We start from the raw sequence: 21,788 nt of genomic DNA, 5'->3' as shown, positions 1-21,788 counted from the left end.
AAAAACAGCGCATTTCCATGCACTGTCAGCCCCCGCTCAACTATTTAAATCAAAACGCTGTTCCGGTTTTGATTACCTTCTGCCTGTATCGAATCCCCCTCATATGGGAGTTCTATCTCAATCTTCGTGCCTTCCCCAACTTTACTTTCGACTATTAAGCGGCCATTATGGTTTTCAATAATTTTATAGCAAATCATCAGTCCCAGCCCGGTTCCTTTTTCCTTTGTCGTATAGAAAGGTTCACCCAGACTTGAAATGCGGTCTTCTGATATGCCTACACCCTGATCGATAAATTGAACGGAAATGGTATTGTCCGTCTTTTTCAAGACATTAATGGTTAACTGGCCTCCGCCTGGCATAGCTTCAATGGCATTCTTAATAATGTTAAGGAAAACTTGTTTCAATTGGTTCTTTTCACAATGAATCATGGGGTCGTGAAGATTATTTTCTACTGTTATTTCCACATTATTTAAAATGGATTGGGTGCTGCTCAGAAGAATCACTTCGTTGATTAATTTAGTAAGGTCCTGCTTTTCGAAAATGTCTGCAGTCGGCTTTGCAAGCACTAAAAATTCACCGACGATTCCATTTATGCGGTCCAGTTCCGATAGTACAATGTCAAAGTATTCGTCTTTTTGGCTATTTGACTTGAAGAGCTGAACAAACCCTTTGATCGAGGTAAGAGGATTGCGGATTTCATGCGCGATTCCGGCTGCCATTTGGCCCAGAAGTGCCAGCTTTTCCGATTTTTGCAGAAGCTTTTCCTGTTCCTCTTTTTTATCGGAAATATCAGTTCCGATAGAGAGTATGGCCTCTTTTCCTTCATATTCAACATATAGTGATGAAACTTCAAAATACCTCCTGGCTCCATCCAAACGTTTTACCTGATATTCTATATTGTTTAAAAGCTGCTTCTCTGACTTAATGTACTGATATCGCTCCTGCAATCGGCCCTTATAGTCCATTTCGATAAAGTCAAGAAGCGACCTGCCAATTAATGCATCTTTATCTGATGCCGACAATACGCTGACAGCAGAGGAGTTTGCATACAAAATTTCAAAATCCTTATGTATGAGCACGGAAACCGGAAGTGATTCCAGAAGCAATTTGTAGCTCCTCTCGCTGGCCCGCGCTTTTTCTGCATAGTACCTGCTTTTGTCAAACTGCCAGCCAACAAACCAGGCAATACATGTAAATAGAAAAAAATCAAAAGTAAAAAACGTTTCATGCGAGAAAATGGATTGATAAGAGGTAAATAGAACCGAAATAAGCACAAGTGAAATTTGACCTGTCCGTTTACTCATATAGTCCTCTTTTTGTGTTTTTTTCTATATTTTAGCATCAAATGTGAGGTTACCGATAACATTTTCAAAAAAAAATTAAATAAGTGAACAAGTCTATTATCTATTAAATTCCATAAAAAAACCCGCCTGGGGCTGCTGATAATCCCCGAGCAGGTTAAAATAAGCCTATTTCTTCTTAGGAGCAAGCTCTACTGCCTGACGCATGGCTTCCATTAAGCTTTTCTCGTCAGCTATGCCTTTTCCGGCAATATCGAAGGCTGTACCGTGATCAACACTTGTACGAATGATGGGAAGGCCGACTGTGATATTAACCCCGGCATCCAGACCCAAAACCTTAACAGGCCCATGCCCCTGATCATGGTACATAGCAACTACAATATCAAAGTCGCCCCGCACAGCTCTGAAAAATAATGTGTCAGCCGGCAGCGGTCCTATAGCATCAATACCCTCTGCCTGTGCTTTCTCTACTCCCGGAACAACTTTTTCTTCCTCTTCACCATACCCGAATAATCCATTTTCGCCTGCATGAGGATTGATTCCGCAAACAGCTATTTTAGGTGATTCAATGCCGGCTTTTTTCAATGTGTCATGAGCCAGCTTCAGCACGTGGTACACTCTTTCTGGATTGATCATTTTAACTGCATCAATAATCCCGACATGTGTTGTCACATGGATAACCCTTAAATTTGGTGCGGATAACATCATGGAATAATCTTTCGTATTGGTCAAATCCGCTAAAATCTCTGTATGGCCTGGATACATATGGCCGCCCTTTTGTAATGCTTCCTTGTTTAAAGGTGCAGTACAAATCGCATCAATCCGATTTTCTTTTGCCAATTCGATCGCTTTGGCTAAATATTGAAATGCTGCGTTTCCAGCCTCCGGAGATACCTGTCCAATCGGAAGGTCTTCCGGCAAAAGGTCCAAATCAAGGCAATGTACTACCCCATGCTTAAATGGGATCTCGTGTAATTGCTCTGCGCTTACCGCTTCAATAACAAGCCCGCTGTTAACAAAAGGTTTAGCCCGCTCTAAAATTTTTCTATCACCAATGACAAGCGGGTTGCTTATTTCATACATTTCAGCCTCTGCAAGGCTTTTTAAAATAATTTCCGGCCCTACGCCCGCTGCATCCCCCATTGTAATGCCAACTACCGGTTTAGTTTGACTCATTGCACTCAACCTTTCCTGTCATATAATGTATTGCGTTTACCAGGGATTGCTCATTGCCGAATCCCCCTGCTTTTGTTACAGCCCAATAGCTTTTTTCCCTGCTGCGAAGCCGGCCAAAAGGGAGACCTGGTTCTATTTCTGTATGGAGCTCCATTTCCTGGATTCCCAATTCTGAACAAGCAGCTTTTGCTATGTCCCCGCCTGTTAAAATCAAGCCGTCGAGTTCCGGGAACTTATTTACAAGTCTGTTTGCAATTTGCCCCAGTCCCATGGCAATCCTTTCCCCAACCTGCTTTCCTGATAATCCTATTGCTTCTCCCGCTAAACGGGCTGCATCCCGGTTCTGATTGCAAGAATCCACATAGACAACAAAATGGTTTTTATCCTGATTTTGTTCAATTTCTTTAATGACTTCTTCAAAATCTATTGAATGATTAACCAATTGGATTGGATTGATTTCAGCAAAATAAGATTGATCAAGTTCTCTAATCCGGGAAAGCTGATTTTTTGTAACCTGTGACAGACTCCCTGAAACGGTGAGAGTTTTCCTGATGTTATTCTCCTCATGACCTTTTTCTCGATGAGATATAAGCTTTAGTGCATCGGGTAAATATTCAACCAGGGCACCAGAGCCGGTCCAAATAATTTTTTTCTGAAGGCTAGTGAAAATCTCGGCAATTACCTGCAGATCCTCTTCCCTTTCACTGTCGCAAATAATCCAGGTTTTCCCCGCCGCAACAGCACCTTCAATGAATTGTAGAATATCTGCTTTATCTCCTCGGATCAATTTCAGATCAAGCAGTGCAATATCCTTTCCCGCATCCTTATTTAACAAGTGAGGCAGAAAGCTTTCCGTTACAGGGGTCTTTGGATCCCTTCCAAACTCTGTTTCTGTAATCAGTTCACCATTTACATAATGATGTCCAGATACCGTTGTACGATTCATTTTCGGAAATGCCGGGGCAATAACAACGATTTCCGGCTGATATACCTTTTCAAGCGCTGCCAGTTCAGCTGATATATTTCCTCTTAAAGTTGAATCCACTTTTTTATAGACATGAGCATAGCCTTTATCAAAAAGAAGAGAAGCAGCTTTTTCGACTGCTTCATATGCTTCCTCTTGTGTTTTTGCACGGCTGTCAGTATCAACAATTAAGACATCAGGGTCAGATTGAATGCTTTTCCCGGTAAGATCCATCATAACAGTGGCAGTCAGCCCTTTTTTCGCCAGCTGCACTCCTGAATCATTAGCACCAGTCAAATCATCCGCGATAATGCCAAATTTTTCAAACACAAGAACCACTTCCTTAGCCATTAACTTTCTTCAGGTTTCCTTCATTAAACTCATAACCTTTTCTCTCTAGACGCTTCACCAAAAACGCTATATAGAGCGGAAGCAGGATTGCGGTTGTCACAGTAGATGCCGCAACCTGAACTGTCGCCAACTCAGCATACTGCGCAAACCCTGCACTTGCCGCTGCAATGGCAGCTGGTGTTGCTACAGCATTTCCTGCAGTGGAGCCTTCAGCAGCACCTACAATTGGATTCCACTTAAACGCTTTAAACACTAGATATCCTGCTGTACCCGTTACGAATACTGTTAACAGGCCAAGTATAATACCTGATAGACCGCCTTCTACAATGGCACCGAAGTCAATTCCCATTCCAAGGGCGAAAGCGAAAAATGGAATGAGCATGGAGCTTCCATTATCAAGGAATACACGCATTTCTTCATCCAGGTTACCCAATACCATACCTACCAGGATTGGAAGCAGCACGGCAATGAAGGATTGTAATGAGAACATGCCATCTACAAAGCCCATAGCACCAAATATGGATAGGGCCACCATTGTTAAAAACGGACCGTCATTTAGAGCCAGCAATGAATAAGCTGCACGGTCTTCCTTGCTTCCGTACTGGCCGACAAGTGCGACGAATAGGCCGCCATTACTGTTCGTCATAGCTGCAATAATTGCAATTGGTGCCAAACCCAGCCAAAGGCCATTTTCACCTGCAAACATGTAAGCGATTAACCCGAATGCCGCACCGACTACCCACTTCGTAGCTAAAAGGGTTGCCCCTTTTCCTATTGAAACACCAAATGATTTTACGTTAATTTGAGCACCTGTACATAGCAGGAATAAAGCGATTAAAGCTGATGCACCGTCAACAAACAATGCTTGAGTAAAATTTCCGATACGGAGCAAGTCAGGTGCAAAAGTATTAAGTATTGCTGCAATTAGCAACGGAACTACCATCATCCCGCCTGGAATTCGTTCAAGAGTTGCTTTGATCTTCATAATTTTAACATCCCCTTTATATATGTTTCAATTTTAAACATCACTGAAAACGATTACAGTTTTATATCAAACGCTTTCAATGCAAAATTCAACACTTTTCACAGAAAAATAGTTTGGTATTTTCTAGTTTTATATTTTTTGTTGCAATTTTAAACACTTAAAAAAACAAAAAAAGAAGCTGAATACTACTGCTTCAGCTTCCTCCACAATGTCGACCGATTAATGCCTAACCGTTTTGACACCTTTGTTTGATTTTGGTTTTCTTCTTCCATAACTGCTTCGATAATTCGTTTTTCAATCTGATCCAACGTTCCATTTAACAGACTGTCTTCAATTTGAACTGGCCGGTGCTTCCGATTCAGCTGTCTTGAAACAGTCTCTTTACTGATGGTATAGCCTTTCTCAGCTGCTAAGACATCAAAAAGGAATGCTTTCAGCTCAGCCGTATTGCCTGGCCATTTATATTGCTCCAGCAGCTCCATCGCATCATCCCTGATTTTTACAGCCGAGGTTCCATACTGCTGATGAAAATGTGCAATAAAGTAAGCTGTTAAAGCTCTTATATCATCCTTGCGTTCTAATAAAGAGGGGATATAGATCCGAACGGTTTCTTCGTTATAAAGAAGGGCATAGAATTCCTGCATTTCACTGGGCAGGGATAGAATTACTTCTTTCCCTGATTCTGCCCAATTCTGACATTGCTTTAACAAATGGGGCTTCTCTTCTCCTGATATGTCCTCAGCGCCGTAAACATATATGGATCGGATATCGTCATCAAAGGGATCCAAACCTCTTCTTGCTTCCTTTGCATGTATAGAAAGCAGCAAACCGGACCCCTGGTGCTTTAAGTAATGGATATAGCGTGCTAATAATCCTTTTCCAGTGCCGGCAGCACCAATTAAAAGCCATAAATTTCGGTTTATTCCTGCAGAAATAGCAGCCAGACAATCTTTCATTGCGTCACTCTCATTGATGATCATCGGCAGCTGTGACACTGATTCCACGTTAAAATCTTCTGAAGAACTCTTCATATGATTAAGCTCTTTAATAATGAATTGAGTATAGGTTTCATCCGCAATTTCAAGGTTCGAAACCTGAACTTTAAGCATATCTCCCTTAATACCTTCAATCATTTCAACGGACTCTGCATTTCCCTTCCGGTGTACAAGACTCTGTAAATCACTTACGAGTATGGGAGGAGAAGAAAAAGTATTCCATTGTTCAAATACACATTCAGCATTACTGTCAAAAATGATAAGATTGTCAGTTTTCTCCTTGATAATTGCCCGAAGCAGGTCGTTTTCCTGCTGTTTTCTGCGAAAAGAATGATACACGGATTTCACTTTTTGGAACGAATCAAAGATGGCTTCACGGCCGGATTGTATCAGGATTCCCTCGAGCCCTGCTTTAGCGGCAGCTTCCATAGTTACAACATCACCCATGATCAATTCAAAGCCCTTGGATTTTAGTTCCAGAACAAGGGCTTCTACTTCCTCTTCCTTTTGAATCGTAAAAACCTCTATACCAATATCCAATATGTCAGTAATCGTTTTGGCGCCAAGCGTTATGTTGGAAAAGCCAACAATTGCTTTCTTACCTGGAAAATCATTGGCAAGGGTTAACACCCGAAGCATATCGTACCCGGATACCTGAATATCAATAACAGGGATATTTGTTTCCTGCTGGATCAGCTTTGCGGTTCCACCTCTGCTGATGATCATATCAATACCTTCAGATTCGGCATTATTCACATACGGGAGTGCCTGCCCCAGATTTCCGGTTGCTATTTTAATGTCCAGTTCTTTTTCCTCTTTCCTGCATTCCTCAATTAATGGAAGCATAGCAGGATAAGGGGCAATAAATAATGTCTTTATTTTCATCGCATTCACCTAAATGTATCTTACCATTCATTTCTAAGCGGCACCAATAAATAGGAAAACAGGTCATTGGTTCTTTTAAAAGCTTATTTCTTTATCTGCCCATTCCCTTTAACAATATATTTCGTCGAAGTCAGAGCCGGCAGCCCCATCGGACCGCGGGCATGGAGCTTTTGGGTGCTGATCCCGATTTCTGCGCCGAACCCAAACTCGAAACCATCCGTGAAGCGTGTGGAGGCATTATGGTAAACTGCCGCTGCATCGACTTCACTCAGGAATTTTTCCACATTATCAGGGTTTGCAGAAACAATTGCCTCAGAATGTTTAGTGCCGTAGCGGTTAATATGAATAATTGCCTCATCCACGCTTTTCGCCACTTTCAATGCGACTTCCAAGCCTAAATATTCAGTGGCCCAATCTTCTTCCACGGCTGGGATGATCTTTTCCCCGCACACACCTTCATCACCGTGAATAATAACCCCTTTTTCCTTTAGTGCAAGCACAAGATCATTCAGGCCATCCCACTCTCTGTGCACGATGATCGTTTCACATGCATTGCAAACGGATGGACGCTGTGTTTTCGCATTGATGGCAATGTTGATCGCCATTTCCTTATCAGCATCTTCATCAATATAGACATGACAATTGCCTGCACCTGTCTCAAGTACCGGGACTGTGGAATTCTCAACAACTGTCTTAATTAGCTTTGCCCCTCCCCGCGGAATCAGGACATCCAGGTATTCGTTCAGTTTAAACATCCCCGAAGCGGTTTCCCGGCTCGTATCCTCAATAAGCTGTACAGCATCAGGCGGCAAGTCGCTCTTTTCCAAGGCATGATGAATCACTTTCACAATTGCTTTATTGGAATGAATGGCAGTGGAACTTCCGCGCAGCATAACAGCATTCCCCGTCTTCAAACATAAGCTGGATGCATCGACCGTGACGTTTGGACGCGCTTCATAGATCATGCCGACCACTCCAAGCGGGACCCTTACTTGTGTAATGGCGAGTCCGTTCGGACGTTCCCATGAGGATAAAACCTCCCCAACCGGATCATCCAGATGAGTAAGCTGGAGTAGTGCGTCCGCCATATCCTGAATCCGGGCTTCATTTAAACGCAGACGGTCTAACAAAGCATCACTCATTCCATTTTTCTTTCCTGCGTCCAGGTCTTTCCCATTTTCTGCTAAAATAAAATTCTTCTCCTGCATCAGCTGCCCTGAGATCAGTTCAAGCGCATGATTCTTTTGCTTAGTAGTTTTTTTCGCCAGCTCTGCCGCTGCCTTTTTCGCTTTTTTCCCTTTTAAAATTAATTCCATGAGCTTTTCTCCTTTCTTTTTTGGCTTACCCAATGATCCCGATGAATAACTACACGGCGGTCGCTTCCTGCAATCTGCATTGCTTCCGAACTGGATAACCCTTTAATAGCCAACAGCTCTTCGGAAGAGAAATTAACCTGCCCTTTGCCGATCAAATCTCCTTTGGGACCAATCACTTCCACGACATCATGAACATGAAAATGGCCGGTAATGGTGGTCACTCCTGCAGGCAGAAGACTTTTTCCCTGAGTTAATATGGCTTGAGCAGCACCGTGATCCACTTCGATTTTCCCATTTGGGACAGAATGCAGTGCAAGCCATTGCTTGGAGGTTTTGACACTAGGCTGGGAGCTGGTTCCAATATAAGTCCCATCCCCCTTGCCTTCGAGGATTTCAATCAGCTTTTCCGTACCATTCCCAACCCCTATAAAAACTTGCACACCCAGTGCCAAGGCTGTTCTGGCAGCCGCGAGCTTCGTCACCATTCCGCCGGTTCCCACCTTTGAACCTGATCCTGCAGCAGCATTCATCAGGTCATCGGATATTTCTGGTATATAATTGAACTTTTTCGCATCAGGATTCGTGCGGGGATTTGAATCATAGATCCCGTTTACATCCGTCAGTATAATCAGCCGCTGTGCCTGAATCAGACCGCTTACAAGTGCAGACAGCATATCATTATCGCCAAAGGCCAGCTCTTCAATCGATACTGAGTCATTTTCATTAATGATTGGAAGGACATTCCGTTTCAATAATTCGGACAAGGTTGCATGTGCATTTTGGTATTGCTCCTTATGCAGGAAGTTTTGTCTTGTCAGCAGCAATTGCGCCGCTACGATGCCATGCTTTTTAAATTCTTCGGTATATCCCTGCATTAACAGCCCTTGACCGACAGCTGCGGCTGCCTGTTTTCCGGCGATCGTCACCGGGCGTGAAGGATAGCCAAGATCCGCAAACCCTGCGGCGACAGCCCCGGATGATATTAATATCACTTCATGCCCCTTCTCTTTCAGCAGGGAAAGGGCAGCTGCGTGTTCCTCCAGCTTTTCAATACAAAGTCCGCCATTCATATTTGTCAGCGAGCTGCTTCCGATTTTGACGACAATCCGTTCCCTTTTCACATTTACCACCACCTTTATAAATAAAAAAAGCCCTCCCATCCCTTTAAAAAGGACGGAAGAGCTTTGTCTTTCGCGGTACCACCTTCATTGGCACTTCACACAGCAAGTGCCCGCTTTGGAAATCCTTTAACGCAGGAAATTCGGCCAGGTTTGCCTGGCAGCTCAAGGGCTAGGTTCAATAGCTTTGCAGGCTGCAGGATCTTTCAGCCGGTGAATCCCGCTCTCTTCTAGCCTGAGTTCTACTTACTGGTTCCCTGTCATGGCTGTTGAATTCTTCTTATAATTAGAATTATTATGCATCCTACGGTATATTATGTCAATAATTAATTCGCTGATTTAAAGGATTAAATGAAAGCGCAATGCGCCTGGAGCTGGATAGTTTACTAACTTTAGAAGTTTATACTCTTTTACGCCATAATCCTTTCTTCCTTAATATCATGTAAAGCATTGCGCACTTTTCCAAATTCAGAGGCATGCGGCCGGTCTTCCCCATCACCGTAGCCATAGTCAACCATGCGGTTCCGGTTCAGGCAGAGTTTGGTCAGCTCCGGCTTGAAGAAATCAAACAACTTGAACCGTTCTTCAAGCTGCGGGAACTTTGCCTGATAATCCTGAATAGCTTCTGCCAGATAGGACCAGAATGTTTTTTCCTCCATCAAGTTATGATTGATCAGCACGTTTGATAAATAGCGGAGGTGGCAGATAAACAGGCCAGTAAAAATAAATTGTGTAAGACCCTCAGGCGGTTCACTGCGCAGCACAGCTTTCAGGTTCTCATCCAGCCCGGAAAGCTCCTGAAATGGCTGGTCTGATATATTAACGTCATCTACATAATCTTTAACTGCCAATCTCACGGGCTGTGAATCTTTTAAAATAAGAATGGTATTTTGCCCATGTGGGGAGAAGACGGTTCCATACTGATAAAGGAAATGCAGCAGGGGCGGCATGATGACATTGAAAAACTGCTTCATCCACTCATTCGCGCTTAATCCTGACTTCTCTATCAGACTTTGAACAAACGGTTTTCCATAGGCATCTTCATGATGAAGAGCTGCAAGGGTAATCGGTTTTTCCCCTACCTTCAAATACCCATAGATGCTTTCCCGCCAAATGGCGCCGAGCATTTCATTGTACTGATAAGGTGCTCCATTTAAAGAATTGTAATAAGGGTGATCGACATTGATGCTTGCGATTTCCCCCGGCAGCACAACCTCACACTCTTCCTTTAAGAAGCTGTCATTCTCAAAAATTCCTTTAATAAAGGCTGTAACCTGCGGGGCAATTACCGTCCGTTCGGAAGGAAGCCCGCGGTAGACCAGTGTATTTAAAATGTTCATTGGAAGCTTCACATGGTGTTTCCTCTTATCACTCATATTCACAAATGTCCGTATGGACTGCTGGGGCAGGTAATGGTCTGTCCCTTCTTCAAGAGGGATCATTTTTTTATTTGCCAAATCTTCCGGGAAGTTTTGGATCAGAATGTTTTTCCATTGCCATTCATGCACCGGCATAAAAAAGTATTCTGAGGGATCCAATCCATATTTTCTGACGATGTCTGAAAAATTTCTGGTCATTTCATCACCAAGTTCATTCTGAATCAGTTTCTCATAGTTTAGCCCAGTGACAGACTGGAATTGGGCACGCTCCCGGTGGATGGCTAACCAGAACAGCTTCGTTTCATTGTGATTTTCCGGAGCGAAGTTTAAGTAATCATCCATGCCAAAACCGATGCGTCCTTTGTTATAGGTAATCCAAGGGTGGCCGGTCATTTCGCCTTCCAATTCCGCATAATCAAGTTCCGTTAATTCATCAGCTTCTTTTCTGTGATGTACCATTAAATTTGCATCGGCAATCAGGGTATGATTCAATTCCCTGATCAAGTGCCCCGCTGTTTCGGATGACATGCCAATACTCTCCTTGATATCAGTGAGTAATTGAATCGCATTGACAGCCGGCTGCCATGCGTCCTTTTTAAAGGCTTCAACGGAATCCGCTTTTACATCAAAACTGTCAAATAACCGTTTTTCTGCCTTAAAGCGGTACCTGCGGCCTGTGGCTGTCTGTAAATAGTAAACATTGTCTTCTAATTCTGGCTGAATCATATCTTCATACATAAATTCTGAAAGCATTTTGGCCAGCAGATTTTGATTTACCTTTTCCCAGACTTCCTTCTGCAGTATTTCTTCAGTTTCATTGATATATAACATACTGTTCCTCCTTTATCTGACTGCGGCTGTCTTCCAGGATTCATCCGCTTCAAATGATTGAAATACATTCTTTTTGTTCACCTGATAGATTTCCCTGCCGTAGACCTGGTTGATGATGACAGCGTTCCGGTATGCCCCTAGCCCAAGGTCAGGTGCACCGATGCCATGTGTATGAAGTTCCCCATTTTGGATGAAAATCTTATTTTCTTTCTTGGTTCTAGTCTCCAAAGTATAATCGCGCATCACCTTGAAGCGATTATGATCATCCCAAACGATTTCGTCCTGCATCTGGAGAAGAAAATGCGGCATGGACGGTGCATAACCAGTCCCTAAAATGACGAAATCTGACTCCAGCTGAAATAATTCTTCAGAAACACAATGTTTTAATGTCAGCAAATGAGTGGCATTCCTTAGTTCGATTCCTTCAAGTTCTGTCATGGCGAGCAAATGAATCGGCGGCTTATCCCCGCAAGCTGTTTTATCATACAAAAGGTCATAAATATCAGCGATCGTATTCATGCTGATTCCCTTGTAAAGAAGATCCTGCTTAGAAAGCAGAGCCTCCTTCTTTTCCTCAGGAAGCTGGAAAAAGAAATCGATATAATCCGGCGAAAAATACTCCAGGCCCAATTTACTGTATTCCATCGGAAAGAAACCTTTTGACCTTGTGAACCAATTTAATTCATAGGCACCTTCATCCTGCTCCTGCAGCAAATCATAGAAAATCTCGGCTGCGCTCTGGCCTGAGCCGATCACAGTGATCGAACCTGCCTGCTCAAGCTCACTTTTACGCTCCATATACTGAGAAGAATGCATGACGTTTGGACCCAGATGCTCTTCCAGATGTGAAGGAACTGAGGGGCTAGTTCCAATTCCGACGGCGACATGTTTTGTCAGGTAAAATTCAGCTTCACCTGTTTGCACATTTCTGACAACAATTTCATATAGTTCATTTATTGGGCTGATTTTTTCCACCCGGAAGCCAAATCTGCAGGATGGCAGCTGGCCGGCTACCCAGCGGCAATAGTCATTGTATTCTTTTCGCGGAATGTGAAATTTCTCCAGAAAATAAAAATGGTAAAGCCTGTTATGGGTTTGAAGATAATTTAAATATGTAAATCTGCTTTGCACATCGGCCATACTGATTAAGTCAGCGAAAAATGGCACTTGAAGGGTTGTTCCCTCGATCAGCATCCCTTTATGCCAATTGAATTCCGACCTTTGTTCAAAAAACTGGACATCCTTTCCTCCTGTTTCTTCCATCATGGCGGCAAGGCCGAGATTGAATGGGCCGATGCCGACACCTATAAGGTCATACACTTTCTGCTGCTGTAAAGACATCCTTCCATCTCCTTTCAAACTGTTCTCTTTCACAGAACATCAGCATGCCCGTCTTATCCGGCAGCTCAATGGGCTTTATTTTTTCAAATCCGCATCTCTCAAAAATATGAATCATTTTCTTATTGCGGATGTCCGGCTCTGCGATTACTTTTTCTGTCCCCTGATGTAAAAATTGAAAATGGACCATTGAACGCAGGAGCGGAAGAGCATACCCTTTTCCCAAATAGTCTGATTCACCAATCAGCAGATGGATTCCCCGGTCTTCAGGATGAGGATCATAGCAGCTTTCAACCACATCCCCATTAACCCAATACGCTTCCCAATAGCTCATTGGAACTCCATCCATCAGGCCTAAAAAAAGTGTCTGGTGTGTATCAGCCAAAAAGCCTTCCAAATGAGTCCAATATTTTTCATAAGGGATGTTCAGATTCCAGAATGGACTGACATGACGCTCCTGGTGCCATTTATGAAGGGTCCCCGCATCCCTTTCCAGCTCGACTTTTACAAAGGATATGGCCTGATTCACTTCCCGATCATAAAAACTAAACTCCGGCTTCATCAGCAATCAGCACCTTTTGCAGCGGATTTGGGATTTTCGTATAAACAGATTGGGTTTCCAGTGAACCGACCAGTTCATCCATATCATAAAAACGTGTGAGCAGGTTGGCTTTGCAAGGAAGCTCCTTCAAATGGAGCAAGCTTCTAAGCAAGGCGGATCTCCCCCCGGTCTTTTGATCATGGTTTAAGAGTTTTTTCTTCAAAATGGCCAGGAGAGCTTCCTCATCAGCGAGTCCCGCTGTCCCAAAACCATTTATGAGCCCAAACAGATGGTTCATAAAAAAGTAATAGCGGAAGCGCTCGATTGCGACATCATCACTGCAGAGTGTAGAACTTTTCCGGCTCACATCCGGAATGATTTCGGCAAGCAGCTCAGCTTTTGATTCACTAAAATAATATCCCTGATTATCCCGGTAATAAAATGTGGACGGGTAGCCGTTGTCCAGCTGGACAATTGAATTTTGCTGATGAGCTTCCAGCGCTACCCCATAAGTTTCATACAGCCAAATCAAAGGATCGAGTGTAATGGATAGGTATTTTTCAAACCAATCCCGGCTGACTTCCTTCGTCATCCGATTTTCTTTTTCTGCTATTTCATGGATAATCGATTCCAGGCGGGTGCGCCCGCCATAACCATGATTCTGAACAAGGCCTGCTATTAAACTTATATTGCTGTCATTCTCATAAAAGGGATTTTCACGGATGACCACTTCAAATCCGGAGATTTCTCTATCCAACGGAATATTCAGGAAAGCAGGATCCTGAATGATATGGAAAGCTGGATACAGTTCCTGGAGCTTATTGCCCAACTGGGATTGCATCAGCCTCGTCACTTCTACTCCCCTGTAAAGTTCCTTTTCGAGATTCACCCGCAGTGAATTTGTAATTTTCACTGGAACTGAAAACTTAAACATATAGTGAAAATCCGGATTATAAACGGTCCTCATGGAAGACGTCGCCTCGAATGGCATTCCGTAAGGGCCGATATAGACCAGTTGACCTGAATGAATCAAATCCTGCACTTGCCTGTCTTTTAGCAGAACAGGCACCTGGAGCGGATGAACAGGGATGAAGACAGATTTAGGGTCCAGGCCAAACTTTTCTTTAAATCCTTCATCACTCTGCAGCAGCTCCATTATAATCTCTGCGGCACTGGCCAGATCAGCTGAGTCCTGAGAGACAATCGCCCGGTCCGCCTTAAAAAAGTGAAGCTGGAAGCTGCCCTTTAGTTCCGGAGAATAGGAAGACTCCGCTTCAAAGGACATTCCCTGTTTGCTTTTTGGCGTAGGATGGAGCAGGTGGCCAAATAACAGCGACTGCTCTGCTTCAATAAAGGTAAAGTCAGTTTTCTGAAGACTTTCTGAATCCCCTTCACGCTCCTGCAAATAGCGCTGAATATTGCGGCAGCTGAGAATCGCCCGCAGCATCAGCTCATCTTCCGCTCCTTCTCTTTCTGCAGATGCCAGTAATTCCTTGCTGATCAGGGAGACCAGTGTGACATAATCAAGAGGAACACTCTTCCCATTGACTTCCATAAAGAGCGGAAATTGAAAGGTATGGCTTCCAGTCAGAGACCAGTGCCTGACCGCAGCATAAATAACAATATCCAATTGGGCCAGTTTGATTTCCAGCCAAATAGAAGGTGTTTCTCCTTCCCATTCAGGCTTCCAATTTTCAGACACCCGAAACTGCTGTGTTTCTCTTAAATAGCAGTTTAAGAAACTCTGCATGCTTGCCTGCTGTGCTATTACAGTATGATCTGTCAAAGGGCTTCCTCCTTCTGTTTGAACTCTTTTGCAAATTGAATGAGAGATTCAAAAGCTAATTTTACTTCAGCCATAGTTGTCTGCGGATTTAATAGTGTGAATTTCAGAAACTGCAAGCCATCTACTCTTGTTTTAGCGATCAGTCCCTCTCCGCTATGCAGAAGTTTTTTATAAATGTACATGTTAAGTCCATCAGCATCCTTTTCATCGGATAACCGGAAGACAATAGCATTTAATTCAGGTTCAGGATTTACCACGTCAATCCCTGGTGTTTCCCTCAGCCATAGGGCGGTTTGTTTTGCCAGCTCAATCGTATGGTCAATCATCCTGGAAAAGTTTCTTTCTCCAACCATCCTTAGTGACATATAGAGCTTTAGAGCATCAAACCGCCGTGTAGTCTGGACCGATTTATTCACCAGATGAACTAGTTCATCTTCTTCTGGATTTAAATAATCTGCGTGGCAGGACAAATACCTGAAGATAGATTTATTTTTAACAAAGAAGGCTCCGCAGCTGATAGGCTGATAAAACATTTTGTGAAAGTCGATGGCCACCGAGTCTGCCAGATTGATTCCAGCCAATTTGCCGTGATGTTTTTCACTCATAACCAGAGCTCCGCCGTATGCAGCATCTGCATGCAGCCACATTCCATTTCGACTTGCGATATCCCCCAATTCCTCGAGAGGGTCAATGCTTCCAAAATCAGTCGTTCCACACGTGGCAGCGATGCACATAGGGTGATAACCGTCAGATTTCAGGCGCTTGATTTCTTCTTCTAAAGAAGAAATGCACATTCTCATTCCTGCATCGGTTTTGATCTTCACCACAGCCTGTTCACCGAGCCCGAGCTGGGAAGCTGATTTACTTACAGTAAAATGGGCTTTTTCTGAACAAAGAATCCGCAGCTTATGAGCTTCAGCAGGCAACCCCAGTTTTTTTACATCCCAATTCCACTGTGTCTGGCAATAATGATCCCGTGCCAGCAGCAATCCCATGTAATTTGATTGTGTACCTCCGCTTGTGAAGGTGCCGTCTGCACTATCGGCTAACGAAAGCTTTTCTGACATCCATTTCATCATTTTTTCTTCCAGATAAGTAGCGGCTGTGCTCTGATCCCACGAGTCCATAGACTGATTGAGAACAGCGATAATCAATTCAGCGGCGATGGCTGGGATCAGCGGGGGACAATGCAGATGCGCCATGCTGCCAGGGTGAGTTACATGGATACTGTTGCTTACGACTTTGTCCATTATCTCCTCAATTACCTTAGACGGAGACTCGCCATTTTGTGAACTGTTTGCTAATAGGACAATTTCCTTTTCAATTTCCTCTGCCTTTTTGCCGTTGAACACGTTCGGCTGCAGCCGGTAAAATTCACCCAGTAAATTCTGGACCTCAGAAAGGGTCCGCTGAAAGCTATTCTGGCTTTCAGCGTGGTGAGATAAGAAATACTGCTTAAAATGATTCATTTGACTGCTGCCTTTACAGCATCTGTAAAGATGCTTATGACCTCATCCAGCTGTGCATCTGTAATGGTAAGCGGAGGAAGGAAACGGACGACGCTGCCATGTCTGCCGCCGACTTCAAGGATTAAGCCTCGATCAAAGCATTCTCTCTGGATACGGCTTGCAAGGGCCTGATCTGCTTTGCATTCCCCTTTTCGGCCGGATGGTGCAGATGGATCAACAATTTCTGCTCCAACCATTAGCCCCCTGCCGCGAACATCGCCAATTTCAGGATATTCCTCCTGCAGAACCTTTAGCGCCACCATAAGCTTTTCACCTAAAACGCCAGCTTTTTCAGCCAATTTATTGTCTTTTATATAGCGAAGAGTGGCTGTTCCAGCGGCCATCGCCATCTGGTTTCCTCTAAATGTTCCAATGTGTGCACCCGGAGACCACTGATCAAGCATCTGGTTATAAATGACGACGGATAATGGCAGGCTTCCGCCAATTGCCTTTGAAAGAACAACAACATCAGGGATAATGCCTGCATGTTCAAAAGCGAAAAGCTTACCGGTTCTTCCAATGCCTGTCTGTACTTCATCGATTATGAGCGGGATATCCCTTTCTTTTGTAATTCGGCGAATTTCCTTTAGCCACTCGACCGGTGCCGGGATTGAACCTCCTTCGCCCTGAACCACTTCCAGAATGATGGCAGCAGGCGGCAGTATACCGCTTTCGGGATCATCGAGAAGGTTTTCAATATAGCGGCTGCTGATTTTATGTGTCTCTTCCCCGCCAACCCCGAAAGGACAGCGGTACTCATATGGATATGGCATAAAGTGGACATCAGGCATCAATCCCTGGACTTTTTCCTTTGGTGAAAGATTTCCCGACAGCGCCATCGTTCCATGTGTAGCCCCGTGATATCCTCCCTGGAAAGACAGGATGCTCCTTCGGCCTGTTGCCGTTTTAACGAGTTTGATAGCTGCTTCGATCGCATCTCCTCCGGTTGGGCCGCAGAATTGAATCTTCGCCACTTCGGCAAGTTCTTGTGGCAGGCTTTTAAACACTTCACTTACAAATTCTTCTTTTACAGGTGTTGTTAAATCCAGTGTATGTAAGGGCCGCTTATCATGAAGGACCTTCTCGATAGCCTCCGTAACGACCGGGTGATTATGGCCAAGGGCCAGGGTTCCGGCACCTGCAAGGCAGTCGATATACCTTTTTCCGTCTACATCCTTCACATAAACACCTTCGGCTTCCTCAATCGCAATCGGAATCCGCCGTGGATAGCTTCGTGCGTTCGATTCGCGCCTTTCCTGCTGTTTTAAATAAAATTCATTGGTTTTCTCTATTTGCAAAATGCTCATAAATTTATTTTTCCTCCTTAATTCTTGTTGAAAATGATTATCATTACTGATTACATGAACACTTTAAATGATAATGATTATCATCGTCAATAGGAGTTCTTCCCTAATTTACTTTCTTGTTTGAATTATTTCTATTTTTTTTTAAGTCTTCCGTTGGATAGTGATGCAGTAAAATTCGAGAACAATTTCAGTATTGGAACTCATTTGAAGCGGTAAAGGTTGTCACTAGGCTTATTAAGTCTTTTGTCACCGATTCGGCACTATTTTTTTCTCCCTGTTCTACATTTCAGACATCCAAATGGGAATGCTAAGAAAAATCTTAAAGTGGGAGGATTTACATATGGAGTCAAACGGTAAGCAGTTATCCATATTTTCTCTGGGCGGCATCAATGAAATTGGGAAAAACATGTATGTCATCCAATATCATAATGATATTGTCGTGATTGATGCTGGAGGGAAATTCCCCGACGAGACATTGTTGGGGATCGATTTGATCATTCCGGACATCACATACCTTGAGGAAAACCGGGAGAAAATCCGCGGGTTGATTGTCACTCATGGACATGAGGATCATATTGGCGGGGTTGCCTATCTTCTCAAAAAAATCAATATGCCGGTATATGCCACGAGATTTACGCTGGGGCTGATTGAATTAAAATTAACGGAGCATCGCCTGCTTGGTGATTCTGAGCTTATAAGCATTGATTCTGACTCTCGCCTTGATTTCGGGGAAGTTGGCGTTAGCTTTTTCAAGGTGAATCACAGCATACCCGACTGTCTGGGCATTGTTTTCAATACGCCAGAGGGCAATGTGGTCCATACGGGCGATTTTAAATTTGACTTAACTCCTGTAAATCAGGAGCATGCTGATATCCACAGGATGGCTGAAATCGGCCGCAGTGGAGTGCTTGCCCTTCTTTCAGAAAGCACAAACGCTGAGCGGACTGGCTTTTCGCCAACTGAGCATATTGTCGGGGAAAATATTGAGGAAGCATTTATGAAGGCTCCGCGCAAGATTATCATCTCAACTTTCGCTTCCAATGTGAGCCGTGTTCAGCAGGTTGTGGCCGCTGCGATTAAAACAAACCGAAAGCTGGTGCTGCTTGGCCGAAGTATGGTAAATGTTGTGGATGTAGCTATTGAACGAGAATACCTGACTGTTCCCGAGGGGATGATTGCCAATCCAAGAGAAGCGATGAATCTGGCCCCTGAAAAGGTGTGCATACTATGTACCGGCAGCCAGGGAGAGCCGATGGCTGCCCTCTCGCGCCTCTCTACAGGAAATTACCGTGATGCTGAGATTCATCCAGAGGATACCGTGATTTTAGCAGCTTCCCCAATCCCGGGCAACGAACGCGATGTCTCTAAAATCATTGATAATCTTTTTAAGCTGGGAGCCCGCGTGATATACGGTTCAGGCAGTTCAACAGGGATGCATGTGTCCGGCCACGGCTATCAGGAAGATTTAAAGCTTATGCTCACATTGATGAAGCCGAAATACTTTATTCCGATTCACGGTGAATACAGAATGCTTCACCATCATAAATTGCTTGCTGAATCCATCGGAGTTGAAGACGGGCATACTTTTATCATTAAAAATGGGGATGTCGTTGATATTGAGAACGGAGAAGCACGCCAGACAAGGCGGGTACCTGCCGGAGATACTTATGTAGATGGTGTGGGTGTTGGTGATATTGGCAGCATCGTGCTCCGCGACAGAAAGCAGCTGTCCGAGGATGGCATGATTGTGATTGTGCTGACCATGAGCAAGAGTGAGCGCAAAATGATATCGAGGCCTGATACGATATCACGAGGTTTTGTCTACGCACGCGAATCCGAAGATCTGCTGAGAGAAATAAATCGGATTGCGGAGAAAACCGTCAATGATCTTCCAGAACAGGATAAAAGCCAGTGGAATGTCATTAAGCAGGGCATTAAGAAATCACTGGGGCAGTATTTATTTGAAAAAACAAAGCGCAAACCAATGATCCTGCCAATCATAATTGAAATTTAAACGAAAAGAGGCAAGCCGTAAACGGCTTGCCTTTATCACAGGATAACTCCAATCAGTCAGGAAACTTCCCTCCAGATTGGAGTTTCCCATTATCTAAAGGGCTGCTTATCCGCGGCGTCCGCCTCGGCCGCCCCGCTTACCTTCAGTATTGCGCTTTAATGACGAAATATTTTCTTCACTCGATTTTAAGAATTTTGCCATTTTGTCTTCAAAGCTTTCCTTCGGCTTAAAGTTTCCTTTAGAACGGAAATCTCTGGAACCGCCGCGGCGATCATCTCTTCCCTGGCGCGGCGGGCGCTGAGAATAAGAAGATTGGCCTTCCGGTCTGTCCACTGCTTTTTTGATGGAAAGGGCAATTTTGCCTTCCTTCTCGCTAAGCACTTTAACAGTTACCTCATCGCCAACTTTTAAATGCTCGTTCACATCTTTAACATAGCTGTCCGCTACCTCACTAATGTGAACAAGACCTGTCGTGCCGCCTGGCAGTTCGACAAATGCTCCGAAATTTGTAATACCTGTTACTTTTCCTTGTACCTTACTTCCAATTTCGATTGACAAAAAAACTTCCCCCTCGGTAGTGTTAACAACGTCTTATTATAACTTTTTTTTAAGATAATTTCAACGCCCGCGATATTCCACCGATATTCTACCCGTTAAAATAAGGGATAAATCATATTTTTTGTTAAATTTTATTAAAATTTATGTATTTTATTTCATGTTAAGCCATGAAACTAACTAATTTTGTATGCAGATGGCACTCTTTTAGATTGAAAAAATTTTTTATGTGCGGATACCTCTTTTTTATGTGCGGATAAAAATTTTTATGTGCGCATAACGCTTTTTTATGTGCGGACAGCTGGATTTTGTGTGCGGAAGGTTAATTTAGCCAAATATTTAAATTGCAGCTTGAATCATTGATCCCATGACATAATGGCAAACAAAAAAGCTCCTGAAACAGGAGCTTAAACCCTACACTGAATGACCTTCCTGCAGAACCTTCCTGCTGAAATGGCGCTTCATGATAATCCCATACAGGGAAGCTAAAACCTGCTGAAAGAGCATGCCGATAACCACAGGAACGGCAACAGGAGCGGGAAAATACGTGACTGCCAGTACAGAGCCAACACTGATATTCCTCATTCCGCCATTAAACGTAACAGCCACAGTCGTGCCCTGATCGTATTTCAGTAAATTTGCTATGATGAAGGATATAAGATAGCCCATAAACGCTACACAAAATACAGTGATCCCAATGAGGACCAATTTAAGATTGACCTCCTTCAAATACGGGGCAACAACAGCTCCATTAAGCATAACCACAATGGCCATTCCAAGCTTTGAAAAAGGAGAGAGGCGGCTGCTTAAGGCTGCGGCGCTTTTTCCTGCAAACTGATTGAAGAGCATGCCAAGGAACGATGGCAGAACAACCATTCCGAATAATCCAGCCATCATCGGCACGGCATCGATCTGTACAGATTTCTGAAAAAACACAGACAATGTCAACGGAACAATAAAGGGTGACAGAAAGGTATCAACCAGAATGATGGACAATGTCAGCGGAATATTGCCGCGATAAATGGAAACCCAGATGAAGCTCGATATGCCGGTCGGAATAGCCATAGCCAGTACCAGACCTGTAATAGTTAAGGAATCATCACCGAACGCAAGTTTACCGGTGCTCCATGCAAAAAGAGGCATCAAGATATGAAGCAAAAACAAAATAAGAAAAAGCGGCTTAGGATGATGAATGATTTCTTTTAAACTGCTAAAACTGGAGTTCAGACTGCCAGAAAACGTCATAAACGCAAAAACCCAAGGAATGATAAAGGCTAAATCCTTGATATAACCAGCGAGCATAACACCTAGCACAACGCTTATTGGAGTAATCAATGGCATCATTTTCTCCAGCTGTTTATTTATTTGAAGTAGCACACTGAGTACTCTCCTTTTCCGAATAATTGTTTACCTAACTAATTATTTTATCATAAACTAG

16 protein-coding genes are annotated in these 21,788 nt (G+C 43.7%); 1 reads left to right on the top strand and 15 read right to left on the bottom strand.

Going from position 1 to position 21,788, the window contains the following annotated elements; translation table 11 throughout:
• Nucleotides 1-44: 44 nt before the first annotated feature.
• The 13 genes from JI665_RS11200 to JI665_RS11140 form a co-directional block, all read right to left on the bottom strand.
• The gene (locus tag JI665_RS11200) at nt 45-1,304 is read right to left on the bottom strand and encodes an ATP-binding protein (RefSeq protein WP_206839434.1); all 1,260 of its coding nucleotides are present in this window, start codon (nt 1,302-1,304) and stop codon (nt 45-47) included.
• Between the two features lie 165 nt (nt 1,305-1,469).
• Nucleotides 1,470-2,477 (bottom strand): 4-hydroxythreonine-4-phosphate dehydrogenase PdxA, encoded by a 1,008-nt coding sequence (gene pdxA, locus JI665_RS11195; RefSeq protein ID WP_206839432.1) that lies wholly within the window; start codon nt 2,475-2,477, stop codon nt 1,470-1,472.
• Complete coding sequence (locus JI665_RS11190) at nt 2,464-3,792, bottom strand: four-carbon acid sugar kinase family protein (RefSeq protein ID WP_211202535.1); 1,329 nt, start codon at nt 3,790-3,792, stop codon at nt 2,464-2,466. Before JI665_RS11190 ends, pdxA begins: the two co-directional genes overlap by 14 nt.
• Entirely contained in the window at nt 3,785-4,777 is a 993-nt protein-coding gene (locus tag JI665_RS11185) for a 2-keto-3-deoxygluconate permease (protein ID WP_206839431.1), read from the bottom strand. Before JI665_RS11185 ends, JI665_RS11190 begins: the two co-directional genes overlap by 8 nt.
• Before the next feature lie 185 nt (nt 4,778-4,962).
• Entirely contained in the window at nt 4,963-6,657 is a 1,695-nt protein-coding gene (locus JI665_RS11180; protein WP_206839429.1) for a sigma-54-dependent transcriptional regulator, read from the bottom strand.
• Between the two features lie 83 nt (nt 6,658-6,740).
• Entirely contained in the window at nt 6,741-7,973 is a 1,233-nt protein-coding gene (locus tag JI665_RS11175) for a glutamate-5-semialdehyde dehydrogenase (protein ID WP_206839427.1), read from the bottom strand.
• Nucleotides 7,964-9,133, bottom strand: a complete 1,170-nt coding sequence (gene proB / locus JI665_RS11170; RefSeq protein ID WP_211202534.1) for a glutamate 5-kinase — start codon at nt 9,131-9,133, stop codon at nt 7,964-7,966. The genes JI665_RS11175 and proB overlap by 10 nt, the downstream gene beginning before the upstream one ends.
• A 368-nt stretch (nt 9,134-9,501) precedes the next feature.
• Nucleotides 9,502-11,301 (bottom strand): IucA/IucC family protein, encoded by a 1,800-nt coding sequence (locus tag JI665_RS11165; protein ID WP_206839423.1) that lies wholly within the window; start codon nt 11,299-11,301, stop codon nt 9,502-9,504.
• 12 nt (nt 11,302-11,313) lie between these two features.
• Nucleotides 11,314-12,642 (bottom strand): lysine N(6)-hydroxylase/L-ornithine N(5)-oxygenase family protein, encoded by a 1,329-nt coding sequence (locus JI665_RS11160; protein WP_206839420.1) that lies wholly within the window; start codon nt 12,640-12,642, stop codon nt 11,314-11,316.
• Nucleotides 12,614-13,201: a GNAT family N-acetyltransferase gene (locus JI665_RS11155; RefSeq protein WP_211202533.1), complete on the bottom strand. Its 588-nt coding sequence runs from the start codon at nt 13,199-13,201 to the stop codon at nt 12,614-12,616. Before JI665_RS11155 ends, JI665_RS11160 begins: the two co-directional genes overlap by 29 nt.
• Nucleotides 13,185-14,966 carry an IucA/IucC family protein gene (locus JI665_RS11150; RefSeq protein ID WP_206839418.1) on the bottom strand — a complete coding sequence of 594 codons (1,782 nt, stop codon included), beginning with the start codon at nt 14,964-14,966 and terminating at the stop codon, nt 13,185-13,187. Before JI665_RS11150 ends, JI665_RS11155 begins: the two co-directional genes overlap by 17 nt.
• A complete protein-coding gene (locus JI665_RS11145) occupies nt 14,963-16,435 on the bottom strand; it encodes a pyridoxal phosphate-dependent decarboxylase family protein (protein ID WP_206839416.1) in 1,473 nt (490 codons plus the stop codon). Before JI665_RS11145 ends, JI665_RS11150 begins: the two co-directional genes overlap by 4 nt.
• The gene (locus tag JI665_RS11140; RefSeq protein ID WP_206839415.1) at nt 16,432-17,781 is read right to left on the bottom strand and encodes an aspartate aminotransferase family protein; all 1,350 of its coding nucleotides are present in this window, start codon (nt 17,779-17,781) and stop codon (nt 16,432-16,434) included. Before JI665_RS11140 ends, JI665_RS11145 begins: the two co-directional genes overlap by 4 nt.
• Nucleotides 17,782-18,121: 340 nt before the next feature.
• Between JI665_RS11140 and JI665_RS11135 the strand changes: the two genes are divergently transcribed.
• On the top strand, nt 18,122-19,795 hold the full coding sequence (locus tag JI665_RS11135; protein WP_206839413.1) for a ribonuclease J: 1,674 nt from the start codon (nt 18,122-18,124) through the stop codon (nt 19,793-19,795).
• Between the two features lie 105 nt (nt 19,796-19,900).
• On the opposite strand, the gene JI665_RS11130 is transcribed toward JI665_RS11135, so the two are convergent.
• Together JI665_RS11130 and JI665_RS11125 are read right to left on the bottom strand one after the other, a co-directional pair.
• Entirely contained in the window at nt 19,901-20,353 is a 453-nt protein-coding gene (locus tag JI665_RS11130) for a S1 domain-containing RNA-binding protein (protein WP_009334297.1), read from the bottom strand.
• Nucleotides 20,354-20,764: 411 nt separating this feature from the next.
• Nucleotides 20,765-21,727, bottom strand: a complete 963-nt coding sequence (locus JI665_RS11125) for a bile acid:sodium symporter family protein (RefSeq protein ID WP_206839411.1) — start codon at nt 21,725-21,727, stop codon at nt 20,765-20,767.
• Nucleotides 21,728-21,788 lie beyond the last annotated feature (61 nt).

Source organism: Bacillus sp. NTK034 (assembly GCF_017303275.1).
Lineage (GTDB): Bacteria > Bacillota > Bacilli > Bacillales > Cytobacillaceae > Cytobacillus.
Note: the sequence above shows the minus strand (reverse complement) of the source record. Positions and strands in the feature narration are given on the sequence as shown.

Bases quoted from the DNA above. Each gene is read 5' to 3' on its own strand.
- JI665_RS11200 (WP_206839434.1), bottom strand. From the start codon at position 1,304: ATGAGTAAACGGACAGGTCAAATTTCACTTGTGCTTATTTCGGTTCTA.
- pdxA (WP_206839432.1), bottom strand. From the start codon at position 2,477: ATGAGTCAAACTAAACCGGTAGTTGGCATTACAATGGGGGATGCAGCG.
- JI665_RS11190 (WP_211202535.1), bottom strand. From the start codon at position 3,792: ATGGCTAAGGAAGTGGTTCTTGTGTTTGAAAAATTTGGCATTATCGCG.
- JI665_RS11185 (WP_206839431.1), bottom strand. From the start codon at position 4,777: ATGAAGATCAAAGCAACTCTTGAACGAATTCCAGGCGGGATGATGGTA.
- JI665_RS11180 (WP_206839429.1), bottom strand. From the start codon at position 6,657: ATGAAAATAAAGACATTATTTATTGCCCCTTATCCTGCTATGCTTCCA.
- JI665_RS11175 (WP_206839427.1), bottom strand. From the start codon at position 7,973: ATGGAATTAATTTTAAAAGGGAAAAAAGCGAAAAAGGCAGCGGCAGAG.
- proB (WP_211202534.1), bottom strand. From the start codon at position 9,133: ATGGGAGGGCTTTTTTTATTTATAAAGGTGGTGGTAAATGTGAAAAGG.
- JI665_RS11165 (WP_206839423.1), bottom strand. From the start codon at position 11,301: ATGTTATATATCAATGAAACTGAAGAAATACTGCAGAAGGAAGTCTGG.
- JI665_RS11160 (WP_206839420.1), bottom strand. From the start codon at position 12,642: ATGTCTTTACAGCAGCAGAAAGTGTATGACCTTATAGGTGTCGGCATC.
- JI665_RS11155 (WP_211202533.1), bottom strand. From the start codon at position 13,201: ATGAAGCCGGAGTTTAGTTTTTATGATCGGGAAGTGAATCAGGCCATA.
- JI665_RS11145 (WP_206839416.1), bottom strand. From the start codon at position 16,435: ATGAATCATTTTAAGCAGTATTTCTTATCTCACCACGCTGAAAGCCAG.
- JI665_RS11140 (WP_206839415.1), bottom strand. From the start codon at position 17,781: ATGAGCATTTTGCAAATAGAGAAAACCAATGAATTTTATTTAAAACAG.
- JI665_RS11135 (WP_206839413.1), top strand. From the start codon at position 18,122: ATGGAGTCAAACGGTAAGCAGTTATCCATATTTTCTCTGGGCGGCATC.